Annotated in this window: 16 protein-coding genes and 1 pseudogene; 11 read left to right on the top strand and 6 right to left on the bottom strand. The window is 61.4% G+C overall.

The genetic code is table 11. From position 1 onward, the window contains the following. The first annotated feature begins 66 nt into the window (after positions 1-66). Positions 67-1,002: a LysR family transcriptional regulator gene (locus AB4N85_RS05460; protein ID WP_252869194.1), complete on the top strand. Its 936-nt coding sequence runs from the start codon at positions 67-69 to the stop codon at positions 1,000-1,002. A 44-nt stretch (positions 1,003-1,046) separates the two neighbouring features. On the opposite strand, the gene AB4N85_RS05465 is transcribed toward AB4N85_RS05460, so the two are convergent. Further along, complete coding sequence (locus tag AB4N85_RS05465; protein ID WP_252869195.1) at positions 1,047-1,664, bottom strand: DNA-3-methyladenine glycosylase family protein; 618 nt, start codon at positions 1,662-1,664, stop codon at positions 1,047-1,049. Positions 1,665-1,722: 58 nt separating this feature from the next. Beyond that, positions 1,723-2,805, bottom strand: coding sequence for a bifunctional transcriptional activator/DNA repair enzyme AdaA (locus AB4N85_RS05470; RefSeq protein WP_252869196.1), 1,083 nt, complete (start codon positions 2,803-2,805; stop codon positions 1,723-1,725). 109 nt (positions 2,806-2,914) lie between these two features. Here AB4N85_RS05470 and AB4N85_RS05475 point away from each other — a divergent pair, with 109 nt between their 5' ends. Beyond that, positions 2,915-3,346: a VOC family protein gene (locus AB4N85_RS05475; RefSeq protein ID WP_252869197.1), complete on the top strand. Its 432-nt coding sequence runs from the start codon at positions 2,915-2,917 to the stop codon at positions 3,344-3,346. On the opposite strand, the gene AB4N85_RS05480 is transcribed toward AB4N85_RS05475, so the two are convergent. Further along, a complete protein-coding gene (locus AB4N85_RS05480) occupies positions 3,328-4,446 on the bottom strand; it encodes a carboxylate-amine ligase (protein ID WP_252869198.1) in 1,119 nt (372 codons plus the stop codon). The two genes, AB4N85_RS05475 and AB4N85_RS05480, sit on opposite strands and share 19 nt — an antisense overlap. Positions 4,447-4,607: 161 nt before the next feature. Here AB4N85_RS05480 and AB4N85_RS05485 point away from each other — a divergent pair, with 161 nt between their 5' ends. The 4 genes from AB4N85_RS05485 to AB4N85_RS05500 all read left to right on the top strand — a co-directional run bounded on the left by AB4N85_RS05485 (position 4,608) and on the right by AB4N85_RS05500 (position 8,730). Continuing rightward, a complete protein-coding gene (locus tag AB4N85_RS05485; protein ID WP_252869199.1) occupies positions 4,608-4,883 on the top strand; it encodes a hypothetical protein in 276 nt (91 codons plus the stop codon). A 194-nt stretch (positions 4,884-5,077) separates the two neighbouring features. Further along, positions 5,078-5,683, top strand: coding sequence for a biliverdin-producing heme oxygenase (locus AB4N85_RS05490; protein ID WP_041478637.1), 606 nt, complete (start codon positions 5,078-5,080; stop codon positions 5,681-5,683). Further along, positions 5,680-7,917, top strand: coding sequence for an ATP-binding protein (locus tag AB4N85_RS05495; protein WP_056784641.1), 2,238 nt, complete (start codon positions 5,680-5,682; stop codon positions 7,915-7,917). The genes AB4N85_RS05490 and AB4N85_RS05495 overlap by 4 nt, the downstream gene beginning before the upstream one ends. A gap of 225 nt (positions 7,918-8,142) precedes the next feature. Next, on the top strand, positions 8,143-8,730 hold the full coding sequence (locus AB4N85_RS05500; protein ID WP_252869200.1) for a LysE family translocator: 588 nt from the start codon (positions 8,143-8,145) through the stop codon (positions 8,728-8,730). A 143-nt stretch (positions 8,731-8,873) separates the two neighbouring features. Here the strand turns inward: AB4N85_RS05500 and AB4N85_RS05505 are convergent, their stop codons facing one another. Next, positions 8,874-9,707, bottom strand: coding sequence for an AraC family transcriptional regulator (locus AB4N85_RS05505; RefSeq protein WP_150635695.1), 834 nt, complete (start codon positions 9,705-9,707; stop codon positions 8,874-8,876). A 163-nt stretch (positions 9,708-9,870) separates the two neighbouring features. On the opposite strand from AB4N85_RS05505, the pseudogene AB4N85_RS05510 reads away from it, so the two are divergent. Beyond that, positions 9,871-10,071, top strand: a pseudogene (locus tag AB4N85_RS05510) (GFA family protein); the annotation flags it as partial. 727 nt (positions 10,072-10,798) lie between these two features. On the opposite strand, the gene AB4N85_RS05515 reads toward AB4N85_RS05510, so the two are convergent. Beyond that, entirely contained in the window at positions 10,799-11,629 is an 831-nt protein-coding gene (locus tag AB4N85_RS05515; protein WP_150635694.1) for an alpha/beta fold hydrolase, read from the bottom strand. 248 nt (positions 11,630-11,877) lie between these two features. Here AB4N85_RS05515 and AB4N85_RS05520 point away from each other — a divergent pair, with 248 nt between their 5' ends. Genes AB4N85_RS05520 through AB4N85_RS05535 form a run of 4 tightly spaced genes read left to right on the top strand, consistent with a single transcriptional unit; the run spans position 11,878 to position 16,115 of the window. After that, the gene (locus AB4N85_RS05520; protein WP_041478642.1) at positions 11,878-12,333 is read left to right on the top strand and encodes a (2Fe-2S)-binding protein; all 456 of its coding nucleotides are present in this window, start codon (positions 11,878-11,880) and stop codon (positions 12,331-12,333) included. A gap of 22 nt (positions 12,334-12,355) precedes the next feature. Beyond that, the gene (locus tag AB4N85_RS05525) at positions 12,356-14,518 is read left to right on the top strand and encodes a xanthine dehydrogenase family protein molybdopterin-binding subunit (RefSeq protein WP_252869201.1); all 2,163 of its coding nucleotides are present in this window, start codon (positions 12,356-12,358) and stop codon (positions 14,516-14,518) included. A 1-nt stretch (position 14,519) separates the two neighbouring features. Continuing rightward, on the top strand, positions 14,520-15,098 hold the full coding sequence (locus AB4N85_RS05530; RefSeq protein ID WP_056784654.1) for a hypothetical protein: 579 nt from the start codon (positions 14,520-14,522) through the stop codon (positions 15,096-15,098). A 54-nt stretch (positions 15,099-15,152) separates the two neighbouring features. Beyond that, positions 15,153-16,115, top strand: a complete 963-nt coding sequence (locus tag AB4N85_RS05535; protein ID WP_095179571.1) for a sensor domain-containing diguanylate cyclase — start codon at positions 15,153-15,155, stop codon at positions 16,113-16,115. A gap of 267 nt (positions 16,116-16,382) precedes the next feature. On the opposite strand, the gene AB4N85_RS05540 is transcribed toward AB4N85_RS05535, so the two are convergent. Beyond that, positions 16,383-19,505 carry a hypothetical protein gene (locus AB4N85_RS05540; protein ID WP_252869202.1) on the bottom strand — a complete coding sequence of 1,041 codons (3,123 nt, stop codon included), beginning with the start codon at positions 19,503-19,505 and terminating at the stop codon, positions 16,383-16,385. Between the last annotated feature and the right edge of the window lie 7 nt (positions 19,506-19,512).

Consider the following 19,512-nt stretch of genomic DNA (forward strand, 5'->3'; position numbering starts at 1 on the left):
GATCAGGGCCATCGCATCACGGCTTGCAGCTTGACGCTTGCAGCTTGCAACTGGAGCAAAGCGACCATGACCATCAAACAGATCCGGGCCTTTCTCGCCGTGGCTCACAGCCTCAGTTTTGCTGTGGCCTGCGAGCGTCTCCACCTGTCGCAGTCAGCGCTCAGCCTGACCATCAAGGCGCTGGAAGAGGGCCTGGGAGGGCGTCTGTTCAGCCGTAACACGCGTAACGTGGCGTTGACCCCGGAAGGCGAGTCCCTGCTGCCGCTGGCGCGCCGCTTGATCGCCGACTGGGACAATGCCGAAGACGAAATGCGCCAGCGTTTCAGCCTGCAGCGCGGACGCGTGACGCTGGCGGCGATGCCGTCATTTGCCGGCAATCTGCTGCCGCCGATCCTCAAAAGCTTTCGCGCGCGTTATCCGAACGTCAACGTGACGGTCAACGACGTGATCAACGAGCAAGTGCTGGAAATGGTCCGCGATCGTCAGGTTGAACTCGGTGTGGCGTTCGCGCCGATGCAGAGCACGTCGATGACATTCACGCCTTTGTATGTCGATCGCTTTGTCGCCGTGGTGCCGGCCGATTCAGCGCTGGCCGGTCGCGCCGACATCGATTGGCAGACCTTGCTGGAGCAACCGTTCATCACCCTGCAGCGGCCATCAACGGTGCGGGTGATGCTGGAAGAGCATTTGCAGGCGCGCGGAATGAAGTTGCCGGTGGAGTTCGAGAGTCATCAATTGGCAACGGTCGGGCGAATGGTTGCCAGCGGGCTTGGGGTCAGCGCGGTGCCGGCATTGTGCGCGGGGCAAATGTGCGAGCTCGGTGCGCATTGCCTGACCTTGAATGATTCTGTGGAGCGGGCGATTGGTGTGTTGACCGAGCCGGGCAATGACCTGTCGGCGGCGGCGCAGGCGTTATTCGAGATTCTCAAGGCTGAGGATTTGCAGCGACAGTTCGATTTTCCCCTCACCCTGGGAGCGCGGAAACAGAGCGCCGAACGCTGATTCAGTGTGGGAGCGAGCCTGCTCGCGAAGAACGATAATGCGGTCTAAGCCTTGGCCACGCGCCACAGATACCAGGCCGCGACCGTCCGATAAGGCTTCCACGCCTGGCCAATCCCGATCATCTGTTTGCGCGTCGGCTGCACCTCCAGTCCCTTCAAGCGCCGATATCCCTCACGCACGCCAAAATCATCCGCCGGCAGGATGTCCATGCGTTCGAGGCTGTAGATCAACAGCATCTCCACGGTCCAGCGGCCGACACCGCGCAAACTGGTCAGGCGTTCGATCAGGGTTTCATCGTCCATCGCCCGTGCAGTCGGGTAATCCGGCACCACGCCGTCCAGCGTCGCCTGGGCGATCCCTTGAATCGTCGCAATCTTGCTCGCTGAAAAGCCACAAGCACGCAGTCGCTCGACCTCAGTCGCGAGAATCTGCTCCGGGCGTGGAAACACCTGACCGGGAAACAACCCCACTAAACGCCCAAGGATCGCATCGCCGGCCTTGGCGTGCAGTTGCTGATAGGCAATCGCCCGTACTAGCGATTCATACGGGTCGCGCGCTGGATGTGGTTGATGCAGGCACGGGCCGACGGCGCTGACATGGCGCAGCCAATCAGCGTCTATCGCGGCCAGAAAAGCGCTGGCCATCTCATACGTGTCAGCCATGTTGCGGTGATACGGACGTACTCATCGAAATCCCTGTTTGCGCGTTGGATCGCATGGCTCAAAAAGCCAATTGTTGAGTCATTTGCAGCGCGGCGTTTTCCAGCCTGAGCAGGAACGCCTTGCGCGGTTGTCCGCCACCATAACCGGTCAGCGAACCGTCTGCGCCGATCACTCGGTGGCACGGCACCACGATCGACAGCCGATTGTGCCCGTTGGCCAGCCCGACGGCACGGCTGGCGCCGGGTTTGCCCAGGCCTGCCGCGATGGCGCCGTACGTGCTGGTGTGGCCATAGGGAATTTGCAGCAGCGCCGCCCACACCTCACGGGCAAAAGCGCTGCCGGGCAGGTGCAGCGGCACGCTGAACTGAGTGAGTCTGCCGGCAAAGTAATCCGCCAGTTGCACCTCGATCTGCTGCAAGTGGGCGTTATGCCCCGGTGCAATCGCGTAGCCGTAACGGTTTTGCAGCGCTTCAACTTCACGGGTCAGCGCCGGGCGATCGAGAAATTCCAACAACACCAGCCCACGGCGCTCGGCCATGGCGATCATTGGCCCCAGCGGCGTGGTCAGGCGGGTGAACAGCAACGGTTCACTATTGGCCGCGCGGCCCGGGGTGATGTGGAAGGACTTCTGAAACGCATCGCGAAAACCGCTGAGCGACTCGTAGCCGGAGTCGAACGCCGCGTGATCGATCGACGTGCCTTGCCTGATCCCGCCCAGGGCCATGCCGAGGCGCCGTGTGCGCAGCCAGGCGTGGAAGGTCATGCCAAAATGCTGCTTGAACCAGCGCCGCAGTTTCAGCGGTTCGATGCCCTCGGCGAGCAATTGCGCATCGCTCCAGCGCCGTTCGGGATCGGCGTCCACCGCGTTGAGCAGGCGCTGCACCCAGTCCGGGGCAATGGCTGCCGCGTCCAGCGGTTTGCAGCGCAGGCAGGCGCGATAACCGGCGCACAGGCATTCGTCGGCGTGGGCGAAGAATTCGACGTTTTCCGGTTTCGGCTTGCGCGCCGTGCAACTGGGGCGGCAAAAGATCCCGGTGGTTTTCACGGCGGTGAAGAACACGCCTTCATAGGCAGTGTCGCGCTCGAGCATGGCGCGAACCATTTCGGCGTGGGGCGGCAGGACAGCGGCTGGTATGTTCATGACGTGAGAGTAAATCCGCTTTGTCGATGGCTCCACCGAAAAATCGACAGTGAATTTTTTCCCTTGTGCAGCACAATGAGCGGGTCGCCGCTTTCGAGGAAGCCAACTCATGCATCCCTTTTCCATTCAGCACATCGATCATATCGTCCTGCGCGTCGCCGACCTGCAGCGCAGCATCGATTTCTACGCCAGGGTGTTTGGCGCCGAAGTGGTCAGGCATAACCAGCCGCTGGGGCTGGTGCACCTGCGGGCCGGTACGTCGATGATCGATCTCGTTGATTTGGCGGGCGAACTCGGGCGCAAGGGCGGCGGCGCCGCTGATGCGCACAAGCGCAACGTCGATCACTTCTGTCTGCGCATAGAGCCGTTCGACGAAGCCGCGCTCATCGCCCATCTGCAATCGTTCGGGCTGACCGTTGAACAAGCCGCCAGGCGTTTTGGCGCCGAGGGTTACGGCTTGTCGCTTTACTGTTTCGACCCGGACGGCAATCAGGTCGAACTCAAAGGCCCGTCCGAGAGCGATCAGCCAGCGGTTTCCTGAAGCAGCAGCTCGGCCACTTGCCCGAGGGCCGAACGGCCGTTTTGCGGTTGTTCAGACGCCAGATTGAACAGCGCCAGTTGCCGATCGGCGCTGGTGCCGCTGTCGATGATCGCCCGGGCACGTTCGAACAACTGCGCCGCGCCCAATACCTGTGCCGTTTCGGCAAAACGCTGCTCGGCCAGTTCCAGCCATTGCGCGAGCGAACAGTCGCCGTCGATGCCTTCGACCAAAAAGCGCGCATGAATCCCCTGATGTTTGGCCCGCCAGCGATTTTCCTCCAGCATCGAACGTGCGGTCTGGTCATAGAGCAATCCTGGCCGCCGCTGCGCACTGGCGTGAGCCACCAGAACGCGAAAGAACGCCGCAAGGGTCAGCGCATCCTCGACCCGAGGGCAAGCGTCAGTCATACGCAGTTCCAGGGTCGGAAAACGCGCGGCCGGGCGCACGCCCCACCAACACTCGCCGGGCTGGCTGATCGCGCCGATACGCATGAGAAACGCCAAGTGTTCGTCGTAATGGCGCTGATCGGCAAACAGCGGCGGGATGCCCATGCGTGGCCACTCGTCACACGCGGTCTGCCGATAGCTCATGAAATCGCTGGCGGCGCCATCCCAGATCGGCGACGAACAACTCAGCGCCAACAGCAGCGGCGTCCACGGCAGGACTTCGTTCATCACGGCGATGCGATCCAGCGGCTCGATCACCTCGACGTGCACATGCAGCCCCGACAACACGCTGCGCCGGGCAACATGGCCGTAGCGCTCGAACAGATGATGGAAATGTTCCTCGTCGGTCGGAACCTGCTCGCGCCAGTCGGCCAGCGGATGACTGCCGGCGCTGAGCACGCCCAGAGCAAACGGTTCAAGGGCTGCACCCAAGGCCTGACGGCTGCCACGGAGAAAATCGCCAGCGTGCACAAAGTCGCTGAACACCGGCGAAGCCACTTCGATCTGGCCCTGAAACATCTCCGTGGCAAACCACACACCCAGCGCCGCCCTGCAAGCCTCGATGGCCTGTGGGGGCGGACTGCCGACCATGCGCAGGCTCTGCAGGTCAGTGAGAAAGTACTCTTCCTCAATGCCGAATCGCGGGTGGCTCATGACGGTGCTCGAGCAAGTGGTTCTCTTGAGAACCGTGCGCCGTTGCGGTGGTTCACGCCAGGCGACCAGTGCCCCGCGAATGCACCGTTGGTCTTGTCCATTGCACTTGAGCGGCCGAGGCGTTTCCAAACAAGTCCGATCAACGTGTTCTGGAGGCAGACATGAGCAACCCATCCAGCAACGACAAAGCGCTTGAGCAAACCGTCAATGCCAACGACGACGGCTTCGCCATCGGCACGGCCGGGCGTGATGAAGATCCCAACGCCACCACCGACTGGGATGTCAGCCGTGACAACGAAGATGTCATGACGCCGGACGATACTCGCGGTCTGCCCGGTTATCCCGGGGCCGAAAAAAACAATCCTTCGAAACCCGTTGTCGACAGCAGCGTACCGGCCAACGGCGACCCATCGGTGCAGAACGACGGCGCTGATTGAGGTGGTCAGCAGTGGCAGGATAATGGCGTCGGTCGAACTTTTCTGATCCGGCGCCACTCTGAACCTGTCATAGGGTCGCAGTTCGACAGAAAAAACGCTTCGGCAGTCAGAAAAAGCCGCGTGGCGTGATAAATTCCCCCCACGTCGAGCCCACCCAGAATGGCCCCTGCCGGGTCCCACCAAGAGCGATCTACATGCAAGCAAAGGCCCGTGAGGTTTATGTGCCACCGGTGCTGCAAGATCTGCGGGCCGGCACAGCCGAACTGCACATCGCACTGGAAAAACGCCTTCCTTTTTTTACCGATACCCTCGATACCCCCGCATTCGAGCGCTTGATGGCGGCCTATTACGGTTTTTATCAGCCGCTGGAACGGGCGTTGCTCGCCAGTGGCGCTGTCCCGGATGATTTCGATCTGACGCCTCGTTTGAAGGCCGAGACCTTGCACGCCGACCTGCGCGCACTGGGCGCGACGACCAATGATTTGCCGCTGTGCGAGGACTTGCCGGTGATCGACTCCAGCGCCGCCAGTCTCGGCGTTTTGTACGTGCTCGAAGGCGCCACTCTCGGCGGGCAGATCCTGCGTCGGGAGATCGCCGCGCGGCTGAATCTGGACGCCGACAATGGCGCTGCCTTCCTCGATGTCTACGGCGCGGCCACCGGGCGGCGTTGGCGCGAGTTCATCGAATACCTGAGCAACCGGCCCATGGCGGCCAGCGAACGCGCGGCCGTGGTCAGCGCAGCACAAACCACATTCAGCTGTTTCGAGCAGTGGCTCGAGCGCCAGGAGGTACTGGCATGAACCCGCAAGACCCACAAGCCTTTGAAGAACTGCTGGCCAACTGTGCCGACGAGCCGATCCGCTTTCCTGGCGCGATCCAGCCCCATGGTTTGCTGCTGACCCTGACCGAGCCTGCGCTGCAGATCATTCAGGTCAGCGCCAACGTCGAAACCCTGCTGGCCCGCGCGCCCGAATCCTTGATCGGCCAGCCGCTGCACAGCCTGATCGGCGCCGAACACACCGCGCACGTGCTCGAAGCCTTGCAGCAGACAGCGTTTTCCGAGGCGGCGCCGCTACGATTCGAGCTCAACGGCACTGAATTCGAAGGTTTGCTGCACCGCCATCAGGGCGTGCTGATTCTCGAGCTGGAAATTCATGTGAAGAATTTCCAGCCGCGCAACGTCGCCGGGGTCAATACCCACCTGGGCCGCATGCTCCAGCGCCTGCAAGCGGCGACCACGCTGCAGGCCCTGTACGACATCAGCGTCAAGGAAATCCAGGCGATGACCGGTTACGACCGGGTGCTGATCTATCGCTTCGAGGAAGAGGGCCACGGTCAGGTCATCGCCGAAGCGTCCGATCCATCGATGGAAGTGTTCAATGGCCTGTTCTTCCCGGCTTCGGACATTCCCGAGCAGGCGCGCGAGCTGTATCGCACCAACTGGTTGCGGATCATCCCCAACGCCGATTATCAGCCAGTGCCACTGGTGCCGAAGCTGCGCCCGGACACGCAAACGCCGCTGGACCTCAGTTTCGCCACGCTGCGCAGCGTCTCGCCGATTCACTGTCAGTACATGAAGAACATGGGCGTGCTGTCGTCGATGAGCATTTCCCTGCTCAAGGGCGACAAGCTCTGGGGCCTGATCAGCTGCGGCAACCGCCAGCCGCTGCACGTGCCGCATGAATTGCGCATGGCTTGCCAGACCATCGGCCAGGTTCTGTCGTTGCAGATCAGTGCCATGGAAACCCTTGAGCTGACCCGCCAGCGTGAAGAGAAGGTCGAAGCGCTGTCGCGGCTGAATCAGGCGATGATCGATTCGCCGCAGAACGTTTTCGACGGCCTCGCCCAGCAGCCTGCAACGCTGATGGCGCTGGTCAACGCCGGCGGTATTGCGATCATCGAAGACAAGCAATTGCACCGTTACGGCAACTGCCCGGCGCCGGAAGAAATTCGCGCGCTGCACAAGTGGTTGCAGGCGCGCGGCGAGCCGGTGTTCGCCAGCCATCACCTGTCCAGCGTTTACCCGCCGGCGGCGCAGTATCAGTCTGTGGCCAGCGGTGTGCTCGCCATGAGCCTGCCCAAACCGGTGGACAACGGTGTGCTGTGGTTCCGTCCGGAAGTGAAGGAAAACATCAACTGGAGTGGCGATCCGCGCAAACCGCTGGATCTGGAAACCTCCGACGCCGGGATGCGCCTGCGTCCGCGTACCTCGTTCGAAATCTGGAAGGTCGAGATGGCCGGGATCTCCACCAAGTGGAGCCACGGTGACCGGTTCGCCGCCAATGACCTGCGCCGTTCGGCGCTGGAAAACGACCTGGCCCGTCAGGTACGTCGCGAGCAGGCGGCTGTGCAGGCGCGCGATGATCTGGTGGCGGTGGTTTCCCACGACCTACGCAACCCGATGACGGTGATTTCGATGCTCTGCGGCATGATGCAGAAAGCCTTCAGCTCGGAAGGCGCGCACACTTCGCGGCGTATCTCCACTGCAATCGACACCATGCAGCAGGCCACGGCGCGGATGAACACGCTGCTGGAAGACCTGCTCGATACCTCGAAAATCGATGCCGGGCGCTACTCGATCACCCCGCAGGCGCTGGAGGTCGGGCACATCTTTGAAGAGGCCCAAGCGTTGCTGTCGCCGCTGGCCCATGACAAGGACATCAGCATTTCCTTCCAGGCCGATCCTGACCTGCGCATCCACGCCGACCCTGAGCGGTTGTTTCAGGTGCTGTCGAACCTGGTGGGCAACGCCATCAAATTCACCCCGCGCATGGGCACCGTCGGCGTGCACGCGAAATCGGTGGGCGACGAGATCGTGTTTATCGTGCGTGACAGTGGCGAAGGCATTCCCAAGGAGCACTTGCCGCATGTGTTCGACCGCTACTGGACGATAAAGGAAGGCAACCCGACCGGCACTGGCCTGGGTTTGTACATCACCCAAGGCATCGTCGAAGCTCATGGCGGCCAGATCGTCGCCGAGAGCGAGCCGGGGCAGGGCAGCGAATTCCGCTTCACCGTGCCGCGCCTCGCCTGAGTGCCCCCTGTAGGTTTTGATCGTTCCCATGCTCTGCGTGGGATGCCTCTACGGACGCTCTGCGTTCGGCTCTGAATGGGACGCAGAGCGTCCCGGGCTGCATTCCCACGCAGAGCGTGGGAACGATCAGATCAGATTCGCAGCCTCAGGGTCATTTTCTTCAATACCGCAAATCCCCCGCCCGCTACCGTAGCCACCTCGTTCCTCGATTGAAGCAGGTGTGCAATGAGTCTGATTCTTTCCATGGCGGCGTTTGCCCTCGCCGCATCCATCACCCCCGGGCCGGTCAATATCGTCGCCTTGAGCACCGGCGCGCAGTACGGTTTCCGCGCCAGCCAACGGCACGTGGCCGGGGCGACGTTGGGGTTTGTGCTGTTGCTGGTGCTGATGGGCCTGGGCCTGCATGAGGTGCTGCAATTGTGGCCGTTCATGACCCGCGTGGTGCAATGGGCCGGGGTGGCGTTCCTGTTGTTCATGGCCTGGAAACTGGCCAGCGATGACGGCCAACTGAACACCAGCGAGTCCGGCCGTGCGCCGTCGATGCTCTATGGCGCGGTGATGCAATGGCTCAACCCCAAGGCCTGGCTGGCATGCGTGGCCGGCATGGGCGCATTTGTCGCCGACGGCGAGGCGCGGCTGGTCTGGCAGTTTGCGGCGGTGTATCTGGTGATCTGCTATCTGTCGGTGGGCTGCTGGGCGTATGCCGGGACGTTCTTGCGCGGGTATCTGAGCAATGCCGCCGGGATGCGCTGGTTCAATCGGTTGATGGCGTTGTTGCTGGCGGTGAGTGCGCTTTATTTGCTGTTCACTTGATTGACAGGCCCACCACAACCCCCTGTGGGAGCGAGCCTGCTCGCGAATGCGGTGGATCAGTCAGTGAAGTGTTGAATGACACACCGCCTTCGCGAGCAGGCTCGCTCCCACAAGGGGGGCAGTGTTCAACTTTGAGTATGAAGTCAGCCGCGATACTGCCCCGGCGTTGCCGCCAGATGTTGTTTGAACGCTCGCTGAAAATGCGCCTGATCGGCAAACCCGGCCTGGAGCGCGACATCGGCAATCAACTGGCCGCTGCGCAAGCGCTCGCGGGCGAACTGGATGCGCTGGTTGACCACGAACGCATGGGGCGTCATCCCGTAGCGCTGCTTGAACGCGCGAATCAGGTATGACGGCGACAGCTGCGCCGCCGCGCAAATCGCCTCGAGGCTGAGCACTTCGGTGCAATGTCCACGGATGAAATCAGCGGCGCGTTCCAGCTTGAAATTCGGCTCATCGACGGGCTCATCCGCCGGATTCAGGCGGACCTGCAAATCACTGAAAAACTCTACCGCCGCGCTGTGTTTCGCCAGCGCCTCCATTTGGTCGTCGAGCAAAACCTCATACAACCCCATCAATTTGCCGAACAGCTCGGCATCAGCCAGATGGGTGTCGGAAAATCGCCGGAATTCCAGCTCCCCGGCAAACCCCAATTGATGCTGCAAATCCGTCAGCCACGGCGTTTCGACATACAACATCACGTACGACCAAGGCTGATCATCGATCGGATTGCAGGCGTGTACATCGCCGGGATTCATCAGCACCACGGTGCCTGCTGCCACTTCATACTGCGCCTGCTCATGCACATAGGTGCTGCGCCCGGCGGTGATTGCGCCGATGGAAAAGTGCGCATGGGAATGCCGCGCATAACAGACTTCACGACCATCCGCGATGGCCCGCGCTTCGATGAAGGGCAGGGCGTCGTCGCGCCAGAAGCGCGGGGCTTTCTCGGGGTTTTTCGCAGCGGCGTGTTTCATCGTGATTGTCCCGGCAGGTCAGCGCCTGAGTGTATTAGCTCTGGCCGTCGAATGCCCGTTGCAGTGCGGCAACATCGAGTTCTTTCATCTGAAACATCGCCTGCATTGCAGCGCCGACTGTTATAGGCTCTGGGGGGCGTGACACCACGGGCGCGATGGAGATTTCTGCCCGCGCTGTGGCTCGTAAGTGTTCAACCGCAGTGGTGATGAGGTCGAGGTGAACCTCGGCGCGCGGGATGCGCCGGATCAGTTGAAGCCGACCTATGAGAGCTGGATTGTGCGGCGTGAATCGTGGCTGCCGGATTTTCCGCTGGCCAGGCATTACCGTGGTGATCGTGAAGGCGAAGGGCGGGCAGAGGGGTAGGGGATTGATTCAGCCTTCAGCACGCTTGCGATTTCTGTGGGGGCGAGTCTGCTCGCGAAGGCTTGTTGTCGAGCGATGATTTGTTCTGGTTGACCGAGTACATATCCGTTGCTGCGGTAACGGCTGCTTATGGTTCCGCCCTTACGGCGGGTCACTTTTTCCAAACGCCGAAAAAGTAACCAAAAAGGCTTGCTCCTGCGTTCGGCCCTCGCAGGCTCGGGTTCCTTCGCTCCGGGACTGATCCGGGCGCAGCGGCTCCGGTTTGCTTCGCTGCACCTCCTTCCGCTGAGTCTGGCTGCGCCAGACGGTCGCTGCGCTCCCACGCCCGGATCAATCCCTCCGCTCAGCCTTCCGACGTCGCCGGTGGATCAAAAGCAAGGTCAAAAGCACTCGAGCTTGCGCTCATTGTTGAGTGGGGCGGCTTTGCCGCGGGCAGCTGCGCTGCTTTGTTTTTCTGTGGGAGTGAGCCTGCTCGCGATAGCTATCTCAAAGATACGAATGAACAGCGGACCTACCCTGATCCCTGTGGGAGCTGGCTTGCCAGCGATGGCGGCCTTCCAGCCGACCAGTCTCTGACGGATATACCCAATCCCAACTGTGGGAGCGAGCCTGCTCGCGAAAGCGGAGTGTCATTCGCAGATAATTGGACTGGAGAGACGCCTCGCGGGCAAGCCCGCTCCCACAGGGGATCAGTGTTTGCCAATTGCAGTAAGCCTGATTGAGGCGGTTACCCGCGAATAAACGCCAACAAATCCGCATTGATGGTTTCAGCCTGCGTGGTCGGCATGCCATGCGGAAATCCTGGGTACGACTTCAGTGTGCCGTTGGGCAGCAGTTTCGCCGATAACGGTGCGGAGTTGGCGTAAGGCACGATCTGGTCATCCTCGCCGTGCATGACCAGCACCGGCACGGTGACTTTTTTCAGGTCTTCGGTGAAGTCGGTCTGCGAGAAGGCGATGATGCCGTCGTAATGCGCCTTGGCCCCGCCGATCATGCCCTGGCGCCACCAGTTGGCGATGATCCCTTCCGCCGACTCGGCGCCCGGGCGGTTGTAGCCGTAGAAAGGTCCGCTCGGCACATCGCGATAGAACTGCGCGCGATTCGCCGCCAACTGCGCCTGAAAGCCATCGAACACCGATTTCGGCAAACCGCCCGGGTTGCTTTCGGTCTGCACCATCAACGGTGGCACGGCGCTGATCAACACCGCTTTGCTGACCTTGTCCTGACCATGTCGGGCGATGTAATGGATCACTTCGCCGCCGCCGGTGGAATGGCCGACGTGGACAACGTCGCGCGTACCCAGATGATTGACCACTGCCAGCACATCGTCGGCGTAGTGATCCATGTCGTGGCCGTCCCAGACCTGGCTGGAGCGGCCATGCCCGCGTCGATCATGAGCAATCACCCGAAAGCCCTGTGCCAGGAAAAACAGCATCTGCGCGTCCCAGTCATCCGAGCTGAGCGGCCAGCCGTGGTGGAAGTGGATCACCGGCGCGTCGCGCGGCCCCCAGTCCTTGTAGAAGATGTCGACGCCGTCTCGAGTGGTGACAAAGCCCATATTCGTTACTCCTGACCTGTGATGGACAACCGCGAGGTTCGCGGACCGGTTGCGCAGAGATACGACGACTCAGTGCGAGCCGTTATCAACTGTAGGAGCAATGCCGGGGTCTGCATGACCGCTGGTCACAACGTGTGGCTTGCTGCGCAAATTAGGCTTTGCTGAAAGGGATAAGCGCGGGCGTCCGTAGGTTTTTGCGACCACAGCGACGCCCCTTCGCACCACCGTGAGCCTGAGGAAATCCGCTGATGCTGACCCTGAATATCAATGGCAAGGACCAAGAGCTCGATGTACCCGCCGACATGCCGCTGCTCTGGGTTCTGCGCGATATCGCGCACCTGACCGGGACCAAGTTCGGCTGCGGCATGGCCCAGTGCGGCGCCTGCACCGTGCACGTCGACGGCGCGCCCTTACGCTCCTGCATTACCCCGGCGACTGCCGTCGCCCATGGGCAGAAAATCCTCACCATCGAGGGCTTGTCCACCGATGGCTCGCACCCGGTGCAGCAGGCCTGGGCCGAGCTGGACGTGGTGCAGTGCGGTTATTGCCAGTCCGGGCAGATCATGTCCGCCGCCGCGTTGCTGGCGAAAATTCCCAAGCCCACCGACAGCGATATCGATCAGGCGCTCTCCGGCAATATCTGCCGCTGCGGCACCTATCCGCGCATTCGCGCTGCGGTCAAACGCGCCGCCGAAATCGGCTGAGTCATTCTCTGGGAGAGGAACGATGAACAGTCCTGTATCGCGTCGCGGGTTTCTCAAGGGCAGCGCACTGTTAAGCGGCGGCCTGATGGTGGCGTTTGTGGTGCCCGGGGCCAACCGCTTTGCCCGGGCGGCAGAAAATCAGAACAAGACGTTCGCACCCAACGCGTTTCTGCGCATCGCGGCGGACAACAGCGTCACCGTGCTGCTCGGTCATTCGGAAATGGGCCAGGGCATCTGGACCGGCCTGACCATGCTGATCGCCGAAGAACTGGACGCCGACTGGTCGAAAATCCGCGTCGAGCACTCGCCAGCCTCAGCGGCGGATTACGGCTTGCCGGCTTTTGGCGGCATGCAGATCACCGGTGGCTCGACGTCGACCTGGATGGAATTCGACCGCTATCGACTGGCCGGGGCGACGGCGCGGCAGATGCTCGTGGAAGCGGCTGCGAAACGCTTCGACGTCGCGCCGTCGACGATTCGCACGGAGTCCGGCGTGGTCATCGCCGGGGACCAACGCGCGACCTACGGCGAACTGGCCGATGCCGCCGGGCAACTGCCGGTGCCTGACCCGAAAACCATCACTTTCAAGGAAGCCAAGGACTGGAAAGTCATCGGCAAACCGACCAAGCGTCTCGACACCCCGGAGAAGATCACCGGCCGCGCCAGATTCGGCATGGACGTGCAGTTCGAAGGCCTGATGACCGCGATGGTCGCCCGCGCGCCGGTGTTTGGCGCCACGGTGAAATCCTTCGAAGGCGCCGCAGCGCTGGCCATTCCCGGCGTACACAAGGTGGTGCAGGTGCCCAGCGGCGTGGCGGTGGTGGCCGAGCATTTCTGGGCGGCGAAGCTGGGCCGTGATGCGCTGAAGGTCGATTGGGACCTTGGGCCGTTGGCCGACATGAGCAGTGAAAAACTGCTCGAGAGTTTCCGCAAACTGGCGGCGACGCCGGGCACTTCCGCCACTCAGGCGGGGGACGCCAAGGCCAATTTCGGCAAAGCCGCGAAAAAAATCGAGGTCGAATACAGCGTGCCGTATCTGGCCCACGCGCCGATGGAACCGCTCAATTGCACGGTGAAAATCAGCGCCGGAAAATGCGAGATCTGGACCGGTACGCAATTTCAGACGCTGGACCAAATGGTTGCCAGCAAGATCACCGGGCTCAAGCCCGAGCAGGTCGAAATTCACACGGAATTTCTCGGCGGTGGCTTCGGTCGCCGCGCCAATCCGACTTCGGACTTCGTCGCCGAAGCGGTGCAAGTGGCGAAAGCGGCGGACCTGCCGGTGAAAACCGTGTGGGCGCGCGAAGATGACATTCGCGGCGGCTACTACCGCTCGATGTACCTGCACAAGGCGCAGGTCGGACTGGGTGCTGATGGTTTGCCGATGAGCTGGCAGCATGTGCTGGTCGGCCAGTCGATCATGGCCGGGACGATGCTCGAGGCAGCGATGGTCAAGAACGGCATCGATGCCACCTCGGTCGAGGGCGTGGCCGACAGTCCGTATATCAAGGATCTGCCTCATCATCAGGTCGATCTGCATTCGCCGCAGACCGGCATCAATGTGTTGTGGCTGCGTTCGGTGGGCCACACCCACACGGGTTTTGTCATGGAATCGCTGATCGATGAACTGGCGACGGCGGCGGGCAAGGATCCGGTGGAATACCGACGCACGTTGCTCAAGGCGCACCCGCGCCATCTCGGCGTGCTCAATCTGGCGGTGGAGAAGGCCAACTGGGGCGCGCCGTTGCCGGACGGGCATGCTCTGGGCGTGGCGGTGCACGAGTCGTTCGGCAGCTACGTGGCGCAAGTGGCGGAGGTGTCGCAGGACAATCTGGCGATCCGCGTGCATCGGGTGGTCTGCGCGGTGGACTGCGGCATTGCGGTGAATCCGCAAAGCATCGCCGCGCAGATGGAATCGTGCATCACTTTCGGCCTCGGCATGGCCCTGCACAGCAAGCTCACCGTCAAGGATGGCGGCGTCGTGCAGTCCAACTATCACGATTATCAAGTGCTGCGGCTCAACGAAATGCCGGTGGTGGAAGTGCACATCGTCCCCAGCAGTGAAAAACCCGGCGGCATCGGCGAGCCCGGCGTGCCACCGACCGCGCCGGCGGTGGCCAACGCAGTGTTCGCCTTGACCGGGCAGCGCCTGCGCGAACTGCCACTGCAATTGTCGGGGGTGTGAGATGAAACGACATCTTGTGTTGGGCACCGTCGTGTTGCTGGGCCTCGGTGGCTATGCCTCGGACCTGTTTGCCGAGGATCAGCAGGCGTTGAAAGCCTTCGCCACGGTGCAGAAAGTCTTTCAGAGCCCGCGCTGCCAGAACTGCCACATCCCCGGCGATTCGCCGTTACAGTTCGACGCCGGCATCCCTCACGCGATGAATGTAGTGCGCGGCATGGATGGCAAGGGCGCCGCCGGTTTGCCCTGCGCCACCTGTCACGCTGAAAGCAATCCGCCGGCCAGTTATGGCCCCCATGCGCCGCCGGGTGCGCCGCACTGGAGCCTGCCGCCAGCGGCACACAAAATGGCCTGGATCGGCCTGCCCTCGGACAAGCTCTGCGCGATGATCAAGGACCGCGCGAGCAACGGCGACCGGGATTTCGCCGCGCTGTTAAAACACGTCAGCGAAGACAAACTGGTGCTCTGGGGCTGGAATCCCGGGGCAGGGCGCGCACCGGTGCCGGTGCCGCACGATATTTTCGTCGCGCAGTTCAAGCTCTGGGCCGATGCCGGCGGGCCTTGTCCGGTGGCGCAAATGTGATGCCCCGACGATTAAGCGCTACGCTGAACGCATGACTGTCTACGGAGTGTGCGCATGCTGGTGCCCGGAAAACCTGCCAATGAAGCTGCACGAATCGACGCCTTGCACGGCCTCAACCTCGACTCGGCGCCGGAGGAGCGCTTTGATCGTCTGACACGCCTGGCCAAGCGCCTGTTCAACGTGCCGATCGCCCTGGTCACGCTGGTCGACAAGGATCGCCAGTGGTTCAAGTCCTGTGTGGGTCTGGATGTCAGCGAGACATCCCGCGATGTCTCGTTCTGCGGCCATGCGATTTTGCAAAACGAGCTGATGCTGGTGCCCGATGCGCTGGAAGATTTGCGCTTTCATGACAACCCGTTGGTCACCGGCGCACCGAATATTCGCTTTTACGCCGGTTATCCGCTGACCGTGCCGGACGGTAACAAAATGGGCACCTTGTGCCTGATCGATACCAAACCCCGCCATCTCGACGACGAAGAGCGTGCCTTGTTGCGCGACCTCGCGGAGATGGCCGAGCAAGAGCTGACGGCGGTGCAGATGGCAAGCATGGATGAACTGACGCTGCTGTCCAATCGCCGTGGTTTCAAGCAACTGGCCCAGCATGCGCTGGATGCCTGCGCACGTTTGAACCGACCGGCGACGCTGCTGTTTTTCGATCTCAACGACTTCAAGCAGATCAACGATCTGTACGGGCATGCCGAAGGTGACAGTGCGCTGAAGACCTTCGCCGATGTGTTGCGCATTGCCTTTCGCGAGAGCGATGTGGTCGGGCGCTTGGGTGGTGATGAGTTCGTCGCGTTGCTGACCGGCTCGAGCCACGTTGAAACCACGCGGATCATGGCGCGGCTCAAGGAAATCCTCGAAGAGCGCAACGCCACGCTGCACCGTGGTTATGCGATTCGTTTCAGCGTCGGCCAGATCGAATACGATCCCAAACGCCACGAAACCGTTGATCGCCTGCTCGCCGATGCGGATGGCGCGATGTATGCGCACAAGCAAGCTCTGAAAGGCTGTTAGTAACGGCCCCATCGCTGGCAAGCCAGCTCCCACAGAGTCCAGTGACGTTAATGAGGTGTGAGTTCACCTTGAATTCCTGTGGGAGCGGGCTTGCCCGCGATGGCGGTGGGTCAGGCAATTTGATGCTGGCTGATCGAATGTCTTCGCGAGCAGGCTCGCTCCCACAGGTCTCGATGGCGCGGAGGATTTTTCAGTTCAGCACCATCTATGTAAGAGCGAGCCTGCTCGCGAACGCGTCAGCCGAACTATCGCCGGATTCGCCAGTGCTCAGCGCTTGGGCGGGCTCAGCTTCTGGTAAAACGTCAGCCATTTCTCGTGACTCGCAACGGCATCCTCGAGTTCGGGCACGCGCAATGCGTCTTGCAAGGCTTGCGCTTTGAAAGCATCGAACAGATGCCTGACGGCAGTGCTGGCGATGGCGTTGACTGTGTTGGAGGCGAAGGTATCGGGCACGGCGGCGCGCTCCTGTTGCGCCAGGGGGGCGCCCTGAATATCGAGGCGAGTAATGAACGCGTTACAAGTGGCATTCAAGCGAGGCTGGGAGCCGTGCCTGTAGGCTTCGGCGTCGACGGGCAGCGATTTCGCCGCATCATTTGCCCCCGATGGTTTGAGTAATGCAAGGTCGATATCGCGACGCAGCACCACTTCATTCCTGCCAGTGAAAATCTCGAAGACTCTGGCTGGACTCCCACTCAGCAGCGCCAAGATGCCGAATGGCGCAGTGCTGGCGTCAGCCAGCTTGTCCGTGGCTGCCGATACTGGTCGCAAGGCGAGCAATTCCAGATCGTGGTCTTCGATGTCGATTCGCTGCGCGAACGGCAAGCGACAGAACGCTTCCTTGAGAAATGCGATATGTGCGTCCTTCATTTGCCTCAGGCGTGCGCTCAGTGCCGCATGGAAGTAGGTCGCCACATTGTGCAGTCTGGGCAACGAGGCAAGCATGGGGGCCAGTTGCAACTGTGCATTGCTCGATTGCCATCCTTGCAGGTCACCTGTCAGCTTGCCGGCGACATGCAGTTCGCTCAGCGAATAGTGCGCTGCAGAGGTCTGCGTGTTGGAGTCGGGAGCAAACAGCGCCTTCTCCGTGAGGTAGGGGGAATCGCTGAACACCTTGCGCAGATCGGCCAGGGCAACCGTGACGGGAGTGGGCGGTGCCGAAAGGAACGCCCGCCGATAAAGATCGTTCAACAGGCGATTGTGGTTGCGGAACAGGACATCGGCCTGCTTCAGCGTCGTGGCGTCATAAACAGTCACCGGAAATTCGGCGTTGCGCTGGATCAGCCCTCTGGCAACCGCCCAGTCAACGACCAGTGAGGCACAGGAATCCTCGCGCAGGAATTTGTAGAAGTGCGTGGGGGCCGGGCCTTTGGTCAGTTGGCTCAGTTGCTCATAGCTCATCAGGCGTGCCACACCCGGCATTTGGCTTTCGATATACAGCACGACCTGCTTCAGCCTGACCCAACGCGAACAACTCATGTAACAGAGTGATGGCGGAATATGCCGGGTCAGAAACTCCGGCGCTATACCGGACAACAACAGATGGGTGGCCAACGTCTTGTTTTTGACCGATGCAAGAGCGGGCTGCCGATCAATGAAGCGGCGTACCTCGTCATAGCTGTCGCCCCAGAAATCACGCCCCTCCAGACGTTGCTCGACAATACGGTTCAAATCTTCACCCGCGTTCGGCTCCAGGCTGAGAATCAATGCAGCGAGCAACAGGCGATCGCGGTTGGTGGCCAGCAGGCGTTTCTCCTGCGCCGGAGCGCCCAGAGTCTTCACCAGCAAATTGCCCAGCGTTTGCGCGCGCGGTGTGATCAGAATACGGCTGATCAGGTAGTCGGCTTTTGCCTGGAGCGTTTTGAGCGGCAGATCGGTATCGACACCCTCACTGAGGTAGTCGATCAACGGCGGCGAGTCTACGGGTAAAAACGCCTGTGTGGTGTCGATGATGCTCTGACGCTGTTGCGCCGTGAACCGTTCGGTTTGTGTCCACGGCTGGCCCAGCAGATACCAGTGATTCATATGCCCGGGGCGGGTGTGCAGATTGATCCTGAACCATTTCACCAGCGCGAGGGCTTGCTCGACAGTGTTCGGCAAAAGCAGATTGTAGAAGCGCAGCATTTGCCCAAGGGTGACTTTACCGCTTGAGCGCAGGGCGCCGCCGGCTTTGCTTGCCTTGGCCTTGAGCTGGTCGCGAAAGAGTTTCAGATCAGCCTGTTTTTCCACCTGCGCCGTCAGGGTGACCCAGCCTTTTACGCTGGCAGTACCGACATGACCGGATTCGGTGACGAGCAATTGACTGTCGGCGGGCAGTCCGTGCTGCTGCAGGATGGCTTGAAAATCCTCATCGGCGCTGAGTGTCTGCAATTGACGCTGGCCATACTTCATCCGTCCCGCCAGCGCGGAATCCGGATGGGGCTCGCTGATTTCCTCGTAATCGATCTTGGCCTTGGGCGCTTTGTTCCAGCTCAGCGCTTCAAGGCGTCGCACGATGTGCCGGTTATCTTCCAGAGCGCCAAATTCTTCACGATAACTGCGGATGGGGTCGTTGCTTTGCACGTAATCGCTGACGTAGGGCAGCGCCGGCCAGCTTTGCTGGCGCAGGCGTTGCGCAAGTGCCTTGGCTTCGCGGGCATCTTGCGGCAACGCAAACTCATAGCGGCCCAGAAGCTCGCCCAGTTTGAGGCGCGGCCCTCTGGCGGGTGCAGAAACAGAGGCCGAAGTGAGGGTTACCGGCGTGTCGAGAAAGCCTCGCTGCTCGAAAGGGTCGCTCGCCAGCAACACTTCATCGATTCGATCGGCGATCGCCCGAAAGTCTTCCAGTTGCGCGTTGCGTTCCTTCACTAGCGCCGACGTGCTCTGGCCGTTTTCATCGATGGCCGCCAGCCCGGTTTTCTTCAGCTCGGCGAGGATGACTCGGGCCTGAATCTGGTTTTGCGGTTCCGGGTAACCGTAGAACGCCAGCACCACTTGCCGTGGAAACCGATACAGCGGATTGGCGGATTTACCGCCGATGTAGGGCAGGCCCAGCCCCGCAGGATCGATACGCTGGGAAATCGACAGCAGCATCGGCGCCATCTGCCACCAGCCCGAATCATCTTCCAGCGTGAACGTGCGGACATCGCTGGAGCCGTTCGAGGGTGTCTGCGCTTGCAGGGTATCGCCCTTGATCTGCAGGGTATCCAGATCGATGTTAAAGCCACTGGCCCAATCGAGAAATTCAGGGCGTTCGAGGGCGCTCCAGTAAAGCTCCATCCATTCGCGCAGCCGGCATGCACGGGGAACCTCCAGCGTGCGCGCCGGTGTGGCGGCGCTGACCACCGGTACGGCGGTCAATTCTGCGATGAGATTGTGAATCAGCGTCTGTTCGTGTACCGGTGTGTCGTCCATCTGCGCC

Source organism: Pseudomonas sp. H1_G08, from assembly GCF_054681355.1.